Raw genomic sequence first — 14023 nt, 5'->3', positions numbered from 1 at the left:
CCTTACGCGGCCTCGTTCGGCCGGAAGGTCAGCGCCACGCCGTTGATGCAGTGGCGTTTTCCTGTCGGCGGCGGGCCGTCGTCGAAGATATGGCCGAGATGGCCTCCGCAGCGGCTGCAGTGGCATTCGGTGCGGGTCATGAAGAAGGTGTTGTCTTCCTTCGTGCCGATGGCGCCCGGCAGCGCTTCCCAGAAGCTCGGCCAGCCGGTGCCCGAATCATATTTCGCCTCGGACGAATAAAGCGGCAGGTCACAGCCCGCGCAGTGGAAGAGCCCGGCGCGCTTTTCCTCGTTCAGCGGGCTGGTGAAGGCGCGCTCCGTCGCCTCTTCGCGCAGGACGGCATATTGCTGCGGCGAAAGGATCGCCCGCCACTCCTCATCGCTCCTGGCGATCTCGAACGTCTTCGCGGAGGCGCTGGCGCCCGGCCTGTCGCGCAGGATGAAAGCACCGCCGCCAAGGGCGGCGATGGCGCCGGCGCCGACATAGAGAAAGTTGCGGCGTTTCATCATCTCGATCTCCGTTTTGGCAGACAATAGGCACGCTCCCTGTCACCGGCAAATCAACGGGCCGTGAAGGAATATGGGCCTTCGGGCATTTGCCCACCCCCGCGAATGCGATATGAGACGCACGATCGATGGAAGGGCTCTGACATGACGGACATCGCCGAGACCGCCGAAGCGCAAGCGCGCCTGCTTTCCGCTGCACTCCCTTATATGCAGCGCTACGAGAACAAGACGGTGGTCGTGAAATACGGCGGCCACGCCATGGGCGATGCCGAGCTCGGCCAGGCTTTCGCCCGCGACGTGGCGCTTCTGAAACAGTCCGGCGTCAACCCTATCGTCGTCCACGGCGGCGGGCCGCAGATCGCCGCGATGCTGAAGAAGATGGGCATCGAATCGAAATTCGAGGGCGGCCTGCGCGTGACCGACCGCAAGACGGTCGAGATCGTCGAGATGGTGCTGGCCGGCTCCATCAACAAGGAGATCGTGGCGCTGATCAACGCCGAGGGCGAATGGGCCATCGGCCTGTGCGGCAAGGACGGCAACATGGTGTTCGCCGAAAAGGCGCACAAGACCGTCACCGATCCGGACTCCAACATCGAGCGCGTGCTCGATCTCGGCTTCGTCGGCGAGCCGGTGGAGGTCGACCGCACACTTCTCGACCTCCTCGCCCGCTCCGAGATGATCCCCGTCATCGCCCCGGTGGCGCCTGGCCGCGACGGGCACACCTACAACATCAACGCCGACACCTTCGCCGGCGCCATCGCCGGCGCGGTAAAGGCCAGCCGCCTGCTCTTCCTGACGGACGTTCCGGGCGTGCTCGACAAGAACATGAAGCTCATCGACGAACTGACGGTGGCCGAGGCCCGCGCCCTCATCAAGGACGGCACGATCTCCGGCGGCATGATCCCCAAGGTCGAGACCTGTATCCAGGCGATCGAGCGCGGCGTGGAAGGCGTCGTCATCCTCAACGGCAAGACGGCGCACGCCGTGCTCCTGGAGCTCTTCACCGAGCATGGCGCGGGGACGCTGATCGTGCCGTAGCGGCGCTCCGCCAAATTCGTCATTTGTGTTCTTGACCTGGAGTGGACTCCAAGTCGTATGCCTGTTGGGCGGATGATCGACGGGAGACGAGTCCATGCGGATAGGCGAGGTTTCCATGCGCAGCGGCTTGAGCGTCGACACGCTGCGCTATTACGAGAAGCTCGGCCTGATCGACCCACCGTGGCGTGCCGACGGCTACCGCCGCGATTATGATGAGACCGTGCTGAACTGGATTCAATTCCTCAAGGCGCTGAAGGCCACCGGCATGCCCTTGGCTGACATCGAGACCTACGCCCGGCTGCGCCGCGAGGGGGTGAAGACCTCCGCCGAGCGTCGCCGGATGCTGGAGTGCCAGCGGGAGCGCGTGCGGGAAAAGATCGCCGAACTCACCGCCTGCTTGAACACGCTCGATTACAAGATCGACAACTACCGCGAAATCGAGAAGCGCCCCTTGGCGGACATCGACGGACACAGAAAGAACAGCAATGGCACATGAGGCAACGATGGAAACGACCACGCTCGAAAAGGGCCGTACTGTTGCGGCAAAGTTGAATCCCGAACTGGAGGAAATACTGGCCTCCCGTTACAACGACGCGCTGCCGGGCTTGGCCGAAACGCTGATCGAATCGGCCTATGGCCGGCTGTATGCCCGGGACGGCCTCGACCTGAAGACGCGCCAGATCGCCACCGTGGCCGCGCTGACCGCGCTCGGCGGGCAGACGGCGCCGCAACTTAAGGTCAATATCGAGCACACCCTGGCCGCGGGCGCCAGCGAGCGGGAGATTCTCGAGGTGATCCTGCAAATGTCCGCCTATGGCGGATGGCCGGCCGCTATCAACGGCATCAACACGGCGCTGGAACTGTTCGCTGAGCGCGCAAAATCGGGTGAGGTATCCGCCTGGAAAAACGCCTAGGCCAGAAGCAGAACCAGAATCCCCGCCACGATCAGCGCGCAGCCGGCCACCTCGGTGCGGTTGATCTTTTCGCCGAAGAACCAGACGGTGGAGGCGAAGGTGAAGATCATCTCCACCTGCGCCAGCGCCTTCACCACCGCCGCCTGCTGCAGGGTCATTGCCGCGAACCAGCCGAAGGATGCCGAGGCGCCGACGAGCCCGGTGAACAGCGAAGGCTTCCAGGCGACCGCGATGCGCGCGATCTCGCTGGGGTCACGCCAGAGCATCCAGGCGAACATGATGATGGTCTGGAAAAAAATCGTGAAGAGCAGCGTGGTCGCCGCCTGCATCATGAAGTTCGGCCCGCCCAGCGAGAGCGAAGCGGCGCGGTAGGCCACCGCCGCCACGCCGAACAGCGTGCCCGAGGCAAGCCCGATCAGCGCGTTGCGGCTAACGAGCGAGGCGAAGATATTGCGCCAGCTCATCGGCACATGGGCGACGGAGATGAGCATCACGCCGATCACTGTAATTGCGACGGCGATCAGTGTGGCAGGGCCGGCAAGCTCGCCCAGGAAGACAAGGCCGAAGACCGCCGCTTGCGCCGGCTCGGTACGCGAATAGGCGGTGCCGACCGCAAAATTGCGGAAGGAGAACAGATGGATGAGCAGGAAGGTGGCTGCGATCTGCCCCAGCCCGCCGACCATCACCCAGCCGATGAACCGGCCGTTGGGAACAGCGTAGGGAAAGCCGGCGCCATAGCGCAGCGCCAGCACGAAGAGGACGGCGAACGGCAGGCCGAAACCGAAGCGCACGAAGGTGGCGCCGGTCGTCCCCATCACGCTCTTCAGGTGCTTCTGCGCCGCCGAGCGCAGGTTCTGAAGGAAGGCGGCGGCGATGGTGATGGGGATCCACAGTTCCATAGAGGGTCCGAAGAAGGAGGGCGGGAGGCGAAGACTACAAGCTATTGGTCTGGCGGGGCGATTTGTCCTGACAGATGGGAGCCATCCGTCAGGATTGCACCACTAGCCGCCGCCAGGCTCCGGTGCAAGAAATTGCGCTTCTCTCCTTCCTTTCCTGCGTTGCTAAAGTTTGAAAGAGTGTCGGAAAATCTGCGATAAGCGGTCATGACGAACCAACCCGACCCCACCCGATTCGCCCACGTCACCGACTGGGTCTTCGATCTCGACAACACGCTTTATCCGCACCACAGCAACCTCTTCTCGCAGATCGACGTGAAGATGACGGCCTATGTGTCGGAGCTCCTGCACCTGCCGCGGGAGGAAGCCCGCAAGGTGCAGAAGGAGCTCTACCGGGAATACGGCACCACGCTGAAAGGCCTGATGGAGCGCTATCATGTCGAACCGGACGACTTCCTGCAGAAGGTGCACGACATCGATTACAACTGGCTCCAGCCCGACCCGGCGCTTGGCCACGCCATCCGTGCGCTGCCGGGCCGCAAGTTCATCTTCACCAACGGCAACCGCAGCCATGCGGAGCGCGCCGCCCGCCAACTCGGCATCCTCGACCATTTCGAGGATATCTTCGACATCGTCGCCGCCGGCATGACGCCCAAGCCGGCGGCCGAAAGCTACGATCTCTTCGTCGCCCTGCACACCATCGCCGGGGCCAACGCCGTCATGTTCGAGGACCTGGCGCGCAACCTGCGGGTGCCCAAGCGGCTGGGCATGACGACGGTGCTCATCGTGCCGAAGAATTTCGAGCCGACCTTTTCGGAGATTTGGGAGCAGGATCTGGGGGAGGAGGACGACGTCGACTACGTGACCGACGATCTGACGGCTTTCCTTACGTCGGTCGTGGCGTGATGATGCGCCGCTGCCGCTTTCCCGGGGGATAGGCCGCCCGCTCCAGCGCCTCCCGCCTCTCGCGCTCCCTCTGTTCCGCCTGCCTCTTCGCGTCCTCCGCCGATTTGGTGGCGTGGCCGAGATCTTTTGCCTGCTGGTTCTCCATCATGTCGTCGTCGGGAACGCTTCTGGCCATGGCCGGTCTCCTTCCCCGCATAGACCAGTTCACCGTTTCACGGAATCGATGAACTGGTCTAACTCTTTGTTTTGTCGCAATTCCGGACAGAAAACCGGTTCCCACTTTTCCTGGAATTGCTCTAAAAAACGCTTGAGCCGGGTGTTGCGTTCCGCGCGGCGGGACCGCCCCGTCTTCCTGCTACAGCTTATAGAACGCCGCGATATGTGACCAGGCATCCTCGGCCGTGTCGGTAAAGGTGATGAGTTCCTCGTCTCCGGGCGAGATCGTGCCCTGTTCGGCCAGGAAGGAAAGGTCGATGGCGCGCTCCCAGAAGGCCGTGCCGAACAGGATCACCGGCATGCGCTCCATGCGGCCGGTCTGGATGAGGGTGAGCGCCTCGAACAGTTCGTCCATCGTGCCGAACCCGCCGGGAAAGACGGCAACCGCCTTCGCCCGCATCATGAAATGCATCTTGCGGATGGCGAAGTAGTGGAAGTTGAAGCACAATTCCGGCGTCACATAGAGGTTCGGCGCCTGCTCGTGCGGCAAGACGATGTTGAGGCCGATCGTCGGCGCGCCGCAATCGGCAGCCCCGCGGTTGCCCGCCTCCATCACGCCCGGCCCGCCGCCCGTCACCACCACATACTCGCGATAGTAGGATTTCGCCGAATGCTCCGAGCACAGCCGGGCGAACTTGCGCGCCTCATCATAGTAGCGGCTGTTGGCCTCGAGGTTCTTCTTCTGCACCTTGTTCTTGGCCGCCCAGGCCTCGCCGCCCGGTTCGGGAATGCGCGCCCCGCCGAACAGGATGACGGTGGAGCGGATGCCGCGCTCGCCCAGCGCCATCTCCGGCTTCAGCAACTCGAGCTGCAGGCGCACCGGCCTGAGCGCGCGGCGGGTCATGAAGTCTTCGTCGTCCCAGGCGAGCCGATAGGTATCGGACCGCGTCTGCGGCGTGTCCGGCACGCTGCGGGCGCGCTTCAGGTCTTCGTCGGAATGCGGTAGCGGCGTCCAGCCGCCGGTTTCGTTCGACTTCATGCGATCCCAGTCCCGTCTTTCTGCGCGGCTGCGCCGCGCACACCGCGATTGACCCCCTCCGGCGCTTCGCATAGGTTCCGCGCCGGCTGTCATTCCGTCCTTTGTTAAACCTATGGACGCGCCCTTAACAGCCCGTGTAGCGGAGCATTTGTCGATGAGGAATTCGGATATCGCCGCGCTGGAACAGACGGTGGAGAAGGCTTTCGAGGAGCGTGACGCCGTCACGACCGATACGCGCGGCGAGGTGCGCGAGGCCGTGGAAGAGGCGTTGACGCTTCTCGACAGCGGCGCGGCGCGCGTCGCCGAGCGCCGTGAGAACGGCGACTGGCACGTGAACCAGTGGCTCAAGAAGGCGGTGCTCCTGTCCTTCCGGCTCAACCCGATGCAGGTCATCAAGGGCGGGCCGGGCGATGCCGTATGGTGGGACAAGGTACCCTCCAAGTTCGACGGCTGGGGTGCCGTCGATTTCGAACGCGCGGGCTTCCGCGCCGTTCCCGGCTGCGTGGTGCGCCGCTCCGCCTATATCGCGCCCGGCGCCGTCTTGATGCCCTCCTTCGTCAATCTCGGCGCCTATGTCGGCAAGGGCACCATGGTCGACACCTGGGCCACCGTCGGCTCCTGTGCACAGATCGGCGAGAATGTGCACCTGTCCGGCGGCGTCGGCATCGGCGGCGTGCTCGAGCCCATGCAGGCCGGCCCCACCATCATCGAGGACCACTGCTTCATCGGCGCCCGCTCGGAAGTGGTGGAAGGCTGCATCGTGCGCGAGGGCTCCGTGCTCGGCATGGGCGTCTTCATCGGCAAGTCGACCAAGATCGTCGACCGCACCACGGGCGAGGTGTTCTACGGCGAGGTGCCGCCCTATTCGGTGGTCGTCGCCGGCTCGATGCCGGGCCGGCATGTCCCCGGCCAGAACTGGGGCCCGAGCCTCTACTGCGCCGTCATCGTCAAGCGTGTCGACGAGAAGACGCGCTCCAAGACCTCGATCAACGAACTTTTGAGAGACTGACGGCAGGGGCGGCGGGGCGTGAGCAGCAACCAGATCAAGTGGCTCTTCTTCGGCTTTTCCGGCCGGCTGAGCCGCGCGCCCTATTTTCTGGCGGGCCTGCTCATCGCCATCTTCCAGGCCTTCCCGCTCTACCAGTTCACGCTCGCGCCGGAGGAAAGCGGCACCAGCCAGTTCTGGGCGATCGCGTTCTGGGCGATCTTCTTCCTGTCGATCTGGTCCTATGTGGCGCTCGGAGTGAAGCGGCTTCACGACTTCGGCAAGCCGGGCATGTTCGCCGTCCTGCTTTTCATCCCGATCGTCTCCATCCTCACCTTCATCGCCCTGTGCGTCTATCCGGGCGATTCGGGGAAGAACGAATACGGCGAGCTGACCAACGCGCCGGAGTGAGCTCCGGGGAATCTGGTCGGACCAGAAATTGCTTTTTCTCCACCGGCGCAGGGGCTAACATCGGCCGAATTATTTTGGCCGGTGAAAAAAGCCTTGGAGGAGAAGGAGGAGAAGATGCCCGGAAAGAAGATATTGATGCTGGTCGGCGAGTTCAGCGAGGAATACGAAATCTTCGTCTTCGAGCAGGCCATGCATGCGGTCGGCCACACGGTCCACGTCGTCTGCCCCGACAAGAAGGCGGGCGACGTGATCAAGACCTCGCTGCATGATTTCGAAGGCCACCAGACCTACACCGAGAAGCTCGGCCACGACTACGGGCTCAACAAGACCTTTTCGCAAGTCCGGCCCGAGGAATACGACGCTGTCTACGTGGCGGGCGGCCGCGGCCCCGAATACATTCGCATCGACAGCCGCGTGCAGGCGATCGTGCGCCATTTCCACGAGGCCGGAAAGCCGATCTTCACCATCTGCCACGGTGCGCAGGTGCTGATCGCCGTCGATGGCGTGGTGCGCGGCAAGGAAGTCGCGGCGCTGCAATATTGCGAGCCGGAGGTGACGCTCGCCGGCGGCACCTATATCGATGTCCCGCCGGACGGCGCCCATGTCGACGGCAATCTCGTGTCGGCGAAAGGCTGGCCGGGCCTCGCCGCCTTCATGCGCGAATGCCTCAGGGTCCTGGGCACCGAGATCCGCCACGGCGAAACAATCATGGCCGACCGTGCCGAGCGGAGCGCCGCGTGAGCGGTTTTGCCGTGGAATGGGTGCCGGGCCTCATGGCGCCCAGCCTGCGCGGCGAAAGAACCCCTCGCGTGTAGACCAATTCATCGTTCATGGAATCGATGATTTGGTCTAACTCCTTGTTTTTTCGCAATTCCGGACGGAAAACCGGTTTCCACTTTTCCTGGAATTGCTCTAGCCGCCCGTCACCAACCGGCGTGACAGCCGGCGGGGTTTCGATTATTGCCAGCAGTATGAAACTGCCCATCGATCCCGCCGCCAACCTTGCCGCCCTGATCCGCTGCCCCTCCGTGACGCCGGGCGAGGGTGGCGCGCTCGCCGCGCTCGAAGCCATGCTGGCGCCGCTCGGCGCGGTTTCCGAGCGCCTGGTTTTCACCGAGGATGGCACGCCCGACGTGAAGAACCTCTACGCGCGGATCGGCGGCATCGGGCCGCATTTGATGTTCGCCGGCCACACGGACGTCGTGCCGCCGGGCGACGAATTAGCCTGGACTCATCCGCCCTTCGCCGCCGAGATCGCCGGCGGCCAGATGTTCGGTCGCGGCGCGGTGGACATGAAGGGCGGCATCGCCTGCTTCACCGCCGCCGTTGCCCGCTATGTCGAAAAGCATGGGGCCCCGAAAGGCTCCGTCTCCTTCCTCATTACCGGCGACGAGGAAGGCCCGGCCATCAACGGCACGGTCAAGCTGCTCGAATGGGCGGTGGCGCGAGGCGAGAGGTGGGACGCCGCGGTCGTCGGCGAGCCGACCAATCGTGAAAAGCTGGGCGATACCATCAAGATCGGCCGGCGCGGCTCCCTTTCGGGCACCGTTACCGTCACCGGCCGGCAAGGCCACGTCGCCTACCCACATCTGGCGGACAATCCGGTGCGTGGGCTCTTGATGCTTGCCGAGGCGCTGCTTTCACCACCCTTCGACGAGGGCACGGCCGACTTCCAGCCCACCAATCTGGAGATCACCTCCATCGACGTCGGCAACCCTGCCGTCAACGTCATCCCCGCCCGCGCCAGCGCCGCCTTCAACCTGCGCTTCAACGACGCGTGGGGGGTGGAAACGCTGCAGGCCGAGATTCACAACCGGCTCGACCGTGCGAGCAAGGAAAGCCGCCTTCGCCCCGGCCGCGCCGAACCCGTGGATTTCGAGATCGAATGGCGCGATCGGCCAAGCCACGTCTTCCTCACCCGCGACGAAAAGCTGATCGACACGCTGTCGGCCTCGGTGGAGGCTGTGGCCGGCGCAAAGCCCGCGCTTTCCACCTCCGGCGGCACTTCCGACGCCCGCTTCATCAAGGACTATTGCCCGGTTGTGGAGTTCGGCCTTGTCGGGCAGACCATGCACATGGTCGACGAGCGGGTGGCGCTCGCCGACCTGGAGGCACTGACCCTGATCTATCTCCGTTTCCTCGAGGACTGGTTCGCCTGATGCCGTCGGGGCAGGAGATACAGCAGTACCTGACCGGTATCCTGCGCATCATGATGGGCCGGCCGGACGGGCTCAAACTGCTCGACTTTTCCGCCGACGGCTTCTGGAATTCGTTCTTCGCCATCGTCATCGCCCTGCCGGCGCTGGTCGTCGGTTGGGTTGGCATCGCCAACGACATGGCGGGGATGATGACCTTCGGTACGCGTTTCTCGCTGCTGGTGCGGTTGTTCTTTGCCGATATCGGCGCCTGGATCCTGCCTCTCGTCATACTCGCCGTGGCCGCCCGCCCGGCCGGTATCGCCGACCGCTTCGTGCACTACGTCGTCGTCATCAACTGGGCTTCGGCGCTGTTCGCCTGGCTGATGCTGCCGCCGGCGCTCCTGCGCCTGTTCCTGCCCGGCACGGAAGACCTGACGGTCCTCGTTTCGCTGGTGTTGTTCCTCGTCACGCTCGTCCTATCCTGGCGGCTTACCGTGGCCGCCATCGCCAAGGGGCCGGCGATCGGCTCGGCGGTCTTCTTCGCCATGCTGGTCACGTCCATCGCCTCGCTGGTCGCTCTGCAGTCCCTGCTCGGCCTCAGCTTTTAGATTTTGAGGGCGCGGCATAGGCGGCGAGGATGGCAACCGCCATCAGCACCACCGCCAGGCCCGCCAGGGCGCCGAAGCCTGCCGTGGTGTAGAGCCACCCGAAGCCGAGCGGGCCGGCGAAGACGGCCAGGTACGTCACGGCGCTGTTGAGCCCCATGATGGCGCCGCGCCGTGCCGGCTCAAGCGCCGTCAGCCGCACGATCAGGAGGTTCAGCCCCAGGTGGTTGGCAAGGCCCCACAGGAAGGCGAGCGCGAGGACGGCGCCATATGTCCCGCTTTCCAGGGCCATCAGCAGATAGATGAGAGCGACGGCGAGGAAGGCGAGCGGCAGGCCCAGCCGCGGCGCCACCCGCTTCTCCAGGCCATCGAGAAAGGCGGCCGCACCGAAGCCGAGCCCGTAGACGAGGGTGACGAGCCCGTTGGCGCTGATGGGCAGGCCGAGACCTGAGTGCAGATGGTCACCAAGATAGGCGTAGACGCCGTAAAAGGCGGTCATGAAAGCGCCGCAGGCCAAAAGCAGCGGCCGCACGCCGACAATGGCGAGCGCCGCCAGCGGCGAGGCTGCCGGCTCCACCGAGACCTTGTCCCGGTGTCCATTGAAGACGAGGACGGCGAGGCCCCCTGTCGCCAGCAGGAACACGGCGCCGTAGACAGCGCGCCAGTCGAGCCAGTCCGCCAGCACTGCCGAGATCGAGACTCCGGCGACCAGGCTCAGCGTCCAGCCCGTGAGCACGATGCCCACCGTCTTGCTTTCGCGGCCCGGCGGCGCGATCGCCGCCGCGCTGGCATAGATGGCCGGCAGCGCGACGCCGGCGGCAACACCGGCGCCAAGCTGGGCCGCGACGAGAACGAAAGCCACCGGTGCGACAGCACTCACGAGAAGGCTCGCCGCCAAAAGGGCAAAACCTATCCGCAGCATGCGCCAGGCGCCGATGCGGTCGATATGGCGCGCCAGGAGGAGCGCGCTCGCCGCCGTGCCGAGCCCGAAGGCGGCGGTGCCGCTCATCACCGTGGGCACCGAAACACCGAACGACCGCGCCACCTCCGGCGCGATCGGCGACAGCACCAGCGAGTTCGAGCCGATCACAGCCACGGCGCCGGTGAGAAGGAAGACGGCGGGCGGTATGCGCTGCCCCGCGATGCTGGAGGGCGGTAGTGTTTGCGATGCTTGATGTGTGTCAGACATGGCGCCATAATGCCTGAATGAAATTCGGCAACAATGGGATTTCACCGAATGACAGTAAAAACAGATGATGTTCAGGCGCGGCCGACCGCTGGCCTTTCGGTCGACGGAATGGACCGAAAGATATTAGGCGCCCTGATCGAGGATGCGACGCTCAGCTATGCCGATCTCGGCAAGCGCGTCGGCCTGTCGGCGCCGGCCGTGCATGAGCGGGTGAAGCGGCTGAAGCGCTCCGGCGTCATCCGCAGGATGGCCGCGCTCATCGACCCGCGCGCCGTCGGCAAGACGCTGCTCGCCTTCGTGCATGTCGACACCACCGGCTGGGGCAAGACGCCGGAGCTGATGGCGATCTCGGAGCATCCCGAGGTGGAGGAGATCCACTCGGTCGCCGGCGACACCTGCATGCTCCTGAAGGTGCGGACGACGGACACCCATGCGCTGGAGGGTCTTCTGGCGCGCCTCTACGCAACCCCCGGCGTGGTGGCCACACGCAGCTACGTTGCCCTTTCCACCTATCTCGAAAGGCCGCCGCAGGCGGACGTGACCGAGGTCTGGCCGACGCCCCGGGTGCGGGCCGTGTAGACTGGAGCGACGTTCGATCAATGGGAGGTCGGCACCCCTTCGCGCCCCCCTCTGTCCTGAGCTTGTCGAAGGGCCGGACATCTCCCCCACACGGGGGAGATCATCTCTTCATCGATGTTTCGCCTCATCTGCAGTGCTAGAAGATTGGCGAAAGCGGTTCATGACGGCCAATCTCCCCTCGTGGGCAGGGCTATCGCATATTGATGGAGTCTTTGTTCGGCTTCGCCGGGACCCCCACCCCTCACCCCTCCCCTCAAGGGGGAGGGGGATTCTGAGGCGTCGGCGCTCCCCTCCCCCTTGAGGGGAGGGGTGAGGGGTGGGGGTCCGATCAAGGACTCAAAATCCATATGCGATAGCCCTGCCCTCGTGGGGAGATGTCCGGCCCTTCGACAAGCTCAGGACAGAGGGGGGCGCGAAGGGGTGTCGGCTTTCCGTTTGGCCGAGCCGCTAATAGTCCACCCGCACCAGATAAAGCCCCTCAGGCGGCGCGACCGGGCCGCAGGCGGCGCGGTCGCGGGCCTTCAACGCCTTGTCCATATCGTCGGCCGTCCAGCCGCCTTCGCCCACCTTCTTCAACGTGCCGACCAGAGAGCGCACCTGGTTGTGCAGGAAGGAGCGGGCCGAGGCGCGGACCTCGATCTCCTCGCCGAGGCGTGAGACGTCGAGCCGGTCGAGCGTCTTGACCGGGCTCTTGGCCTGGCACTGGACGGATCGGAAGGTGGTGAAGTCGTGCCTGCCCACGAGCCGCTGCGCCGCTTCGTGCATCGCCCCCGCATCGAGCTTCCGGCTCACGTGCCACACCCTGCCGCTTTCCAGCGCCGGCGGCGCGCGACGGTTGAGGATGCGGTAGAGATAGTGCCGCGCCCTGGCGGAGAAGCGGGCGTCGAAATCCTCCGTTACCGCCGCCGCGCTCAGGATGGAAACGGTCTCGCCGGCCATCGTCAGATGCGCGTTCGCAGCATTGCGCACGGTATCCGCCGTCCACTCGCCTTCGAGGTCGAAGTGGGCGACCTGGCCCAGCGCGTGGACGCCGGCGTCCGTGCGGCCCGCACCGCGCAGGGTGACCTCCTCGCCCGAGAAGGCGGCGATGGCCTTCTCGATGGCCTCCTGCACGCTGTGGTGGCCGGCCTGGCGCTGCCAGCCCGCATAGGGCCCGCCGTCATACTCCACGTCGATGCGGTAGCGGGGCATGATCAGCCGAGATCCGCGAAGGCGGCGGCGTAGTCGAGCCGGCCGGCGTGCGGTGCCTCGCCCCAGGCGAGTGCCTGCAAAGCGTCACCCCGATAGGCGCTTTCGAACCCGGCGGCGCGCTGGTGCGCGTATCCGAAGCGGCCGTAATAGGCGGGATCGCCCAGGACCACGGAAAGACGCTCGCCGTCCCGTTGCAGCCGCAGATGCGCGTCGTCCATAAGGGCGGTGCCGATACCCTCGCCTTGATGGTCGGGATGAACGGCAAGCGGCGCCAGGGCCACGGCGGGAAACGCTTCTTCGCCGTTCCGCACGAAGAGGCGCGAGAACAGGATATGGCCGCGTACCTCGCCGGCGCGCTCGGCCACCAGCGAAAGCACCACGTCTCCTGCCGCGCGCAGCGCGTCCACCAGCCGTGCTTCGGCCTCGCCGCCGAAGGCGGTGGCGAGGAGGGTGCGGATTGCTTCCAGGTCTTCCGGTTCCTCGGGGCGGATGATAACGGCGCTCATGGGAGCCGCGCTCCTTTCTCGACTTTTGCCCCGCGCAGGAAATCGCCCGCCGCCACCGGTTTTCCGCCCGCCCGCTGCAGTTCCAGGAGCCAAACGGCGCCTTCGCCGCAGGCGACGGCCAACTCGTCGACGATCTCGCCCGGCGCGCCGCTGCCCGCGGTGGCGAGCGTCGAGCGCAGCAGTTTCACGCGCTCCGGCTTGCCCGCGAAGGGCATCTCGCACCAGGCGCCGGGAAAGGGCGAGAGCCCGCGGATGTGGTTGTGCACCTCGGCCGCCGGACGGGTCCAGTCGACGCGCGTCTCCTCCTTGCCGATCTTCCTGGCATAGGTCGCGCCTTCGTCCGGCTGCGCTGTCGGTTCCAGATCGCCGCGCTCGAGCCTTTCCATCGCGCTTGCCATCAGCTTCGCGCCGACCTCCTTCAGGGCGTCATGCAGCTCGCCCGCCGTCATGTCGCGGCCGATGGCGACCTTCTCGGTCATGGCCACCGGGCCCGTGTCGAGCCCTTCGTCCATCTTCATCACCATCATGCCGGTCTCGCCGTCCCCCGCCATGATGGCACGCTGGATGGGGGCCGCGCCGCGCCAGCGCGGCAAGAGCGATGCATGGCCGTTATAGGCGCCGAGCCGCGTGCCTTCCAGGATCGGCTTCGGCAGAAGGAGGCCGTAGGCCACCACCACCGCCGCATCCGCTTGCAATGCCCGGAACGCCTGCTGCTCCTCTTCGCCCTTGAGCGACCGCGGCGTGCGCACCGGCAGGCCGAGCTTTTCGGCCGCCTGATGCACCGGGGATTTCGTCAATTCCAGCCCGCGCCGCCCGGCAGGCCGGGGCGGCTGTGTATAGACCGCGGCGATCTCGTGTCCCGCCGCCGCCAGCGCCTGAAGCGTCGGCACGGAAAATTCCGGCGTTCCCATGAAGACGAGGCGTAGGGGCATGCGACCATCCGGCGTTTGAAACGTTTTCGTAA

At 65.4% G+C, this 14023-nt stretch carries 18 protein-coding genes; 10 read left to right on the top strand and 8 right to left on the bottom strand.

Annotated elements, in window-relative coordinates; translation table 11 throughout:
• Positions 1-2 precede the first annotated feature (2 nt).
• On the bottom strand, positions 3-506 hold the full coding sequence (gene msrB, locus GM910_RS17695) for a peptide-methionine (R)-S-oxide reductase MsrB (protein ID WP_159589662.1): 504 nt from the start codon (positions 504-506) through the stop codon (positions 3-5).
• Between the two features lie 144 nt (positions 507-650).
• Between msrB and argB the strand changes: the two genes are divergently transcribed.
• The 3 genes from argB (at position 651) to GM910_RS17680 (ending at position 2458) form a co-directional block, all read left to right on the top strand.
• On the top strand, positions 651-1544 hold the full coding sequence (gene argB / locus GM910_RS17690) for an acetylglutamate kinase (protein WP_159589609.1): 894 nt from the start codon (positions 651-653) through the stop codon (positions 1542-1544).
• A 94-nt stretch (positions 1545-1638) separates the two neighbouring features.
• The gene (locus GM910_RS17685; protein WP_159589607.1) at positions 1639-2040 is read left to right on the top strand and encodes a MerR family transcriptional regulator; all 402 of its coding nucleotides are present in this window, start codon (positions 1639-1641) and stop codon (positions 2038-2040) included.
• Between the two features lie 7 nt (positions 2041-2047).
• Positions 2048-2458: a carboxymuconolactone decarboxylase family protein gene (locus GM910_RS17680; protein WP_159589605.1), complete on the top strand. Its 411-nt coding sequence runs from the start codon at positions 2048-2050 to the stop codon at positions 2456-2458.
• Here GM910_RS17680 and GM910_RS17675 read toward each other — a convergent pair.
• Entirely contained in the window at positions 2455-3357 is a 903-nt protein-coding gene (locus GM910_RS17675) for a DMT family transporter (protein WP_159589603.1), read from the bottom strand. The two genes, GM910_RS17680 and GM910_RS17675, sit on opposite strands and share 4 nt — an antisense overlap.
• A gap of 204 nt (positions 3358-3561) precedes the next feature.
• Here GM910_RS17675 and GM910_RS17670 point away from each other — a divergent pair, with 204 nt between their 5' ends.
• Positions 3562-4260 (top strand): pyrimidine 5'-nucleotidase, encoded by a 699-nt coding sequence (locus GM910_RS17670; protein ID WP_159589601.1) that lies wholly within the window; start codon positions 3562-3564, stop codon positions 4258-4260.
• Here GM910_RS17670 and GM910_RS17665 read toward each other — a convergent pair.
• Both GM910_RS17665 and GM910_RS17660 read right to left on the bottom strand, forming a co-directional pair.
• Complete coding sequence (locus tag GM910_RS17665) at positions 4241-4435, bottom strand: hypothetical protein (RefSeq protein WP_159589599.1); 195 nt, start codon at positions 4433-4435, stop codon at positions 4241-4243. The genes GM910_RS17670 and GM910_RS17665 overlap by 20 nt on opposite strands.
• Before the next feature lie 180 nt (positions 4436-4615).
• Positions 4616-5455 carry an LOG family protein gene (locus GM910_RS17660; protein ID WP_159589597.1) on the bottom strand — a complete coding sequence of 280 codons (840 nt, stop codon included), beginning with the start codon at positions 5453-5455 and terminating at the stop codon, positions 4616-4618.
• Positions 5456-5609: 154 nt separating this feature from the next.
• Here GM910_RS17660 and dapD point away from each other — a divergent pair, with 154 nt between their 5' ends.
• The 5 genes from dapD to GM910_RS17635 all read left to right on the top strand — a co-directional run bounded on the left by dapD (position 5610) and on the right by GM910_RS17635 (position 9597).
• Positions 5610-6464, top strand: a complete 855-nt coding sequence (gene dapD, locus GM910_RS17655; protein ID WP_159589595.1) for a 2,3,4,5-tetrahydropyridine-2,6-dicarboxylate N-succinyltransferase — start codon at positions 5610-5612, stop codon at positions 6462-6464.
• An 18-nt stretch (positions 6465-6482) separates the two neighbouring features.
• Complete coding sequence (locus tag GM910_RS17650) at positions 6483-6851, top strand: DUF805 domain-containing protein (protein WP_159589593.1); 369 nt, start codon at positions 6483-6485, stop codon at positions 6849-6851.
• A gap of 114 nt (positions 6852-6965) precedes the next feature.
• A complete protein-coding gene (locus GM910_RS17645; protein ID WP_159589592.1) occupies positions 6966-7592 on the top strand; it encodes a DJ-1/PfpI family protein in 627 nt (208 codons plus the stop codon).
• Positions 7593-7822: 230 nt separating this feature from the next.
• Positions 7823-9010, top strand: a complete 1188-nt coding sequence (gene dapE / locus GM910_RS17640; protein ID WP_159589590.1) for a succinyl-diaminopimelate desuccinylase — start codon at positions 7823-7825, stop codon at positions 9008-9010.
• Positions 9010-9597, top strand: a complete 588-nt coding sequence (locus GM910_RS17635) for a transporter (RefSeq protein ID WP_159589588.1) — start codon at positions 9010-9012, stop codon at positions 9595-9597. Before dapE ends, GM910_RS17635 begins: the two co-directional genes overlap by 1 nt.
• Here GM910_RS17635 and GM910_RS17630 read toward each other — a convergent pair.
• Positions 9587-10783, bottom strand: coding sequence for an MFS transporter (locus GM910_RS17630; RefSeq protein ID WP_159589586.1), 1197 nt, complete (start codon positions 10781-10783; stop codon positions 9587-9589). The two genes, GM910_RS17635 and GM910_RS17630, sit on opposite strands and share 11 nt — an antisense overlap.
• A 48-nt stretch (positions 10784-10831) precedes the next feature.
• Here GM910_RS17630 and GM910_RS17625 point away from each other — a divergent pair, with 48 nt between their 5' ends.
• A complete protein-coding gene (locus GM910_RS17625) occupies positions 10832-11362 on the top strand; it encodes an Lrp/AsnC family transcriptional regulator (RefSeq protein ID WP_159589584.1) in 531 nt (176 codons plus the stop codon).
• A gap of 447 nt (positions 11363-11809) precedes the next feature.
• On the opposite strand, the gene truA is transcribed toward GM910_RS17625, so the two are convergent.
• The 3 genes from truA to fmt are packed head-to-tail and all read right to left on the bottom strand — an operon-like array spanning position 11810 to position 13991.
• Positions 11810-12553: a tRNA pseudouridine(38-40) synthase TruA gene (gene truA, locus GM910_RS17620; protein ID WP_159589582.1), complete on the bottom strand. Its 744-nt coding sequence runs from the start codon at positions 12551-12553 to the stop codon at positions 11810-11812.
• A gap of 2 nt (positions 12554-12555) precedes the next feature.
• The gene (locus GM910_RS17615; RefSeq protein ID WP_159589581.1) at positions 12556-13059 is read right to left on the bottom strand and encodes a GNAT family N-acetyltransferase; all 504 of its coding nucleotides are present in this window, start codon (positions 13057-13059) and stop codon (positions 12556-12558) included.
• Positions 13056-13991, bottom strand: a complete 936-nt coding sequence (gene fmt, locus GM910_RS17610) for a methionyl-tRNA formyltransferase (RefSeq protein WP_159589579.1) — start codon at positions 13989-13991, stop codon at positions 13056-13058. The genes GM910_RS17615 and fmt overlap by 4 nt, the downstream gene beginning before the upstream one ends.
• Positions 13992-14023 lie beyond the last annotated feature (32 nt).

It is taken from the genome of Chelativorans xinjiangensis, assembly GCF_009812055.1.
In the GTDB taxonomy this organism is placed as follows: Bacteria; Pseudomonadota; Alphaproteobacteria; order Rhizobiales; family Rhizobiaceae; genus Chelativorans; species Chelativorans xinjiangense.
Note: the sequence above shows the minus strand (reverse complement) of the source record. Positions and strands in the feature narration are given on the sequence as shown.

Bases quoted from the DNA above. Each gene is read 5' to 3' on its own strand.
- msrB (WP_159589662.1), bottom strand. From the start codon at position 506: ATGAAACGCCGCAACTTTCTCTATGTCGGCGCCGGCGCCATCGCCGCC.
- argB (WP_159589609.1), top strand. From the start codon at position 651: ATGACGGACATCGCCGAGACCGCCGAAGCGCAAGCGCGCCTGCTTTCC.
- GM910_RS17685 (WP_159589607.1), top strand. From the start codon at position 1,639: ATGCGGATAGGCGAGGTTTCCATGCGCAGCGGCTTGAGCGTCGACACG.
- GM910_RS17680 (WP_159589605.1), top strand. From the start codon at position 2,048: ATGGAAACGACCACGCTCGAAAAGGGCCGTACTGTTGCGGCAAAGTTG.
- GM910_RS17675 (WP_159589603.1), bottom strand. From the start codon at position 3,357: ATGGAACTGTGGATCCCCATCACCATCGCCGCCGCCTTCCTTCAGAAC.
- GM910_RS17670 (WP_159589601.1), top strand. From the start codon at position 3,562: ATGACGAACCAACCCGACCCCACCCGATTCGCCCACGTCACCGACTGG.
- GM910_RS17665 (WP_159589599.1), bottom strand. From the start codon at position 4,435: ATGGCCAGAAGCGTTCCCGACGACGACATGATGGAGAACCAGCAGGCA.
- GM910_RS17660 (WP_159589597.1), bottom strand. From the start codon at position 5,455: ATGAAGTCGAACGAAACCGGCGGCTGGACGCCGCTACCGCATTCCGAC.
- dapD (WP_159589595.1), top strand. From the start codon at position 5,610: ATGAGGAATTCGGATATCGCCGCGCTGGAACAGACGGTGGAGAAGGCT.
- GM910_RS17645 (WP_159589592.1), top strand. From the start codon at position 6,966: ATGCCCGGAAAGAAGATATTGATGCTGGTCGGCGAGTTCAGCGAGGAA.
- dapE (WP_159589590.1), top strand. From the start codon at position 7,823: ATGAAACTGCCCATCGATCCCGCCGCCAACCTTGCCGCCCTGATCCGC.
- GM910_RS17635 (WP_159589588.1), top strand. From the start codon at position 9,010: ATGCCGTCGGGGCAGGAGATACAGCAGTACCTGACCGGTATCCTGCGC.
- GM910_RS17630 (WP_159589586.1), bottom strand. From the start codon at position 10,783: ATGTCTGACACACATCAAGCATCGCAAACACTACCGCCCTCCAGCATC.
- GM910_RS17625 (WP_159589584.1), top strand. From the start codon at position 10,832: ATGACAGTAAAAACAGATGATGTTCAGGCGCGGCCGACCGCTGGCCTT.
- truA (WP_159589582.1), bottom strand. From the start codon at position 12,553: ATGCCCCGCTACCGCATCGACGTGGAGTATGACGGCGGGCCCTATGCG.
- GM910_RS17615 (WP_159589581.1), bottom strand. From the start codon at position 13,059: ATGAGCGCCGTTATCATCCGCCCCGAGGAACCGGAAGACCTGGAAGCA.
- fmt (WP_159589579.1), bottom strand. From the start codon at position 13,991: ATGCCCCTACGCCTCGTCTTCATGGGAACGCCGGAATTTTCCGTGCCG.